Origin of the sequence: Arthrobacter sp., assembly GCF_031988865.1 — a bacterium.
Lineage (GTDB): Bacteria > Actinomycetota > Actinomycetes > Actinomycetales > Micrococcaceae > Arthrobacter_B.
In genome coordinates this window covers 1-3,239 of record NZ_DALZXY010000161.1, presented here as the reverse complement: position 1 = coordinate 3,239, position 3,239 = coordinate 1, and the positions used below count along the sequence as shown (strand labels likewise).

The window sequence follows — 3,239 nt, the reverse complement described above, 5'->3', positions numbered from 1 at the left end:
ACCGCGCGGTCTAACCGCCGCGACGGCACTGCACCGCCACAGCCCGACCTATCCGCCGGCTCGGGAGACCGAACCCGTGCCTGCCCCTCCGAGCTGGAGTCCGCCTGCCCCGCTTGCCCCGCTGGGCTGGAGCCATCCGAGCTCCGACTACGCGCGCCTAGAACGGAGGAGGATCAGGGTCCGCCGTTGGCAGCGACCCTTCAGTGCTAAGTCCGCCTGAAATTTCCGGCCCATAGTGCAGCTGGGGCACCGTCCGATAAATCCTCCCCAAAGGGGAGATCCACTTGAGGAGTCCCGGGGTTTCCTGACGGGCACGCCAGAAGCCGAGGGTTTTGTACCGGTGGTGTTTTGGGCACAAATTGGCAAGGTTGCCATGCTCAGTGAGTCCGCCGCGGGCCCAAGGAATGGTGTGGTCGACCTCCGCCCGGGCTGGTGCAACCCCACATCCCGGAAACCGGCATGTTCCGTCACGAGCCTGCAACCAGCGTTTGAGGCCTGCCGGAACCTTCCGGCGACGGCCAACGGCCAGTATTTCGCCGGTCGACGAGTCCTGGACCAAGCCTGTCCAGTGCAGTGCCTGACGCGCCAGCCGCCGGCCAGCCTCAGCAGTGATGGGTCCTGCACCATTGAGCTCAGCCGGATTATCATCAAGGCCGAACAGCGTGTCGGCACTGATGAGCACCATAATCTCGGCTTTGATACCGGCGCTGTCATCCCGCGTGGATTCAGGCGCACACCTAGGCTCAGTTCCTCGCGCGGGCCCGGGCCCGGGCCCGGGCCCGGGCTTGGGCTCAGTCTCAAACCTGAAGCCGGACCGAGATCCGGAATTACACTCCGTGCCGGACCGGGGCTCGGGCCCGGACAATGAACCAGCCGCTGGCAGCGACGTCGCAGGCAGTTCGGGTCCCACCGCTGATGACGGTGCCGACGCCGATTCCGGTGGTGAGTCGGCAAAGCCCACGGGTCCCCGGTCGGAATTAAGCATTAGGGACGTGAAGATGTCCGCACGGAGTTGGTCGAGCGTTCGGGGATCACCTGCCTTTCGTTCACCCTGTGCTGCCAGGGTCAGGGCGGTGAAAATCGCTTGCCCCTTTTCTGCGGCGATTCGGGCAGTGAGCTCTCCCATTCCGTCAGCAACCGGGTCGAAACTCACTCCCCGTCGATCCAGGGCTGAGCGGTGGCGGGTGGCCATGGTCTCGGGCCATCGGTGCTCACGGAGACGGCGGGCAGTGCGCATGAACTGTGCGCAGGTCCTTCCCCTCGCGGCTGACAGCAGCTCGGCCTCGAAACCGGGCGACTGTGCGCCGGGGATTCCCTGGAGCTGGTCCAGCATCGCCCGGGCATGGCGGTGACTGATGTGTCCGTGCGAAAGTGCGGCAAGGGTTGCCGCCTGTGCAGTGCAGAGCCGGTCGGATTCATCCACGAGCTGCATGGCGCTCATGTGCGGAATATTCAGTACGGCGCCGGCTTCTGCCGCGGTTAAGGACATCGCGAGTGCGTCATCCGGCTTCTTGAAAGACCCCTCCACCTCTGCCGCGATCAGCTCCTCCATCCGATGTATCACCCTGGCCTGCTGCGCCTGTGTCCAGCTAGCCAGCGCCGCGAGCCGCTCGAGAACCGCCCCCGCGTCGTCTGAGCTGAGGCTCTCCGGGGAGGTCAGCTCGATGACACCGCTAAACCCTCCGCTTCCATCTGAAGCCGGGAACGCCGAAAAGGTGTCCAAACACGCCAGCGCGTCCTCGGAATCCGCATCCGCTGAGCTGGAACGGCCCGCTCCTGAAGCCGGCTCGAAGAGCCGGTTTTCTTCACTGGTTGCCGCCGTTGCCATAGAACAAGGCTTCCACGCCAGGTGGATCCACCAAAACCAAAATGTCCATTGTGGAGGAATAGTTGGTACGGGAATTCAACTCAAAATACTCAGTTTTCGCGCACTTATCCACAACTGGCGGATGACCAGTTGACAATGTGTCTCGCACCCTCCCAAACCATCGCCCAGATGTCCGCTAGGTCCGGGCCTAGGATGCCCCTGGGATCGGTGCCGGCCAGGGGCCTGGCCCGCCCCACGTCCCGGACCCCGGCCGCAGCCCCACGTCCCGGACCCCGGCCGCAGCCTCACGTCCCGGACCCCGGACCCCGGCCGCAGCCTCACGTCCCGGGCCCCGGCCCCAGCCCCAGCCCCACAAGATACTCCGGCTAATCCAGCCTCGGCTGGCAATGCGGGCAGTAGTAAAGGTCGCGGAGCTCTAGTTCGTTGTCGCCGAATAACTCGTGGACAACCTTGGTGCCGCAGCGCAGACAGCCGCGTTTCTCCCGGTTGTAGACCCACAGCGGATCCCGCCCGGCCGACATCCCTGTGGTAATCCGCCGGGATCGGGACTTGTTCGCTTCCAGAAGCCGCTTCGAAAGATCGACAAGCCGCGGTAGATCGGGCACCTGCGCTACCGGAGTCAGCGGATGCACTCCGATGAGAAAACACAGTTCGCACCGGTAGACATTACCCACTCCCGCGAGGTTCCGCTGATCCAGGATCGCCAAGCCAACCGGCCGCTCCGGCACGGACTTCAGCCGGCGCAGTGCTTCCTCCGGATCCCAGTCCGGTCCCAGGAGGTCAGGTCCGAGGTACCCAACTGCCTCATCCTCACCACTGCGCGGAAAGATGCGAAGGATCCCGAGCTCGAAGCCAACCGCCTGATGCGTCGCAGTTTCCAGCACGGCACGGGCCTTGAATGCCGGACGCTTCCAACGTTCACCTCGCGCATAGATATGCCAAAGCCCCTCCATCTTGAGGTGGGATTGAACCGTCCAGCCCTCGGTCTCGGAGTCGGCAGGTGCAATTCGGATCAGCAGATGCTTGCCGCGCGAAACAACTTCCTCGACAAAACGGCCGCTGAGGTCGGTGGTTGCGAAGCGAGGGACGCGGAAGTCCGTACGGGTGAGTTCGGCCCCGGCCAAGGCGGAATTGAGGTCCCGGGCAGCTCGCCAGACGGTATCCCCCTCAGGCACGGATCGCCCCGAACGACGGCGGCACCAGGGAAGGTGGGCGTGCCGCCAGATAGGCACGGATCGCCCCGAACGACGGCGGCACCCGGGTGGGCGGGTGTTCCGCCGCGCAGACACGGGCCGCCACACGGGCCGCCGCGCAGACACGAGCCGCCGTGCCAGCACGGGCCGCAGCACGGGCCGCCGCACGGGCAGAGGCCCCGCGAGCCGCCGCAGGACCCAGGCCTTCAAGCCAGCTC

General features: G+C 65.4%; 3 protein-coding genes. All 3 read right to left on the bottom strand.

Going from position 1 to position 3,239, the window contains the following annotated elements; genetic code table 11:
* Positions 1-157 precede the first annotated feature (157 nt).
* Positions 158-1,828: a DUF222 domain-containing protein gene (locus RTN46_RS17060; RefSeq protein ID WP_396158002.1), complete on the bottom strand. Its 1,671-nt coding sequence runs from the start codon at positions 1,826-1,828 to the stop codon at positions 158-160.
* 365 nt (positions 1,829-2,193) lie between these two features.
* Complete coding sequence (locus tag RTN46_RS16790) at positions 2,194-3,003, bottom strand: DNA-formamidopyrimidine glycosylase family protein (protein WP_312183137.1); 810 nt, start codon at positions 3,001-3,003, stop codon at positions 2,194-2,196.
* The coding region (locus RTN46_RS16785) for a hypothetical protein (RefSeq protein ID WP_312183135.1) at positions 2,996-3,239 on the bottom strand (244 nt) is incomplete at its 5' end. The genes RTN46_RS16790 and RTN46_RS16785, both read right to left, overlap by 8 nt.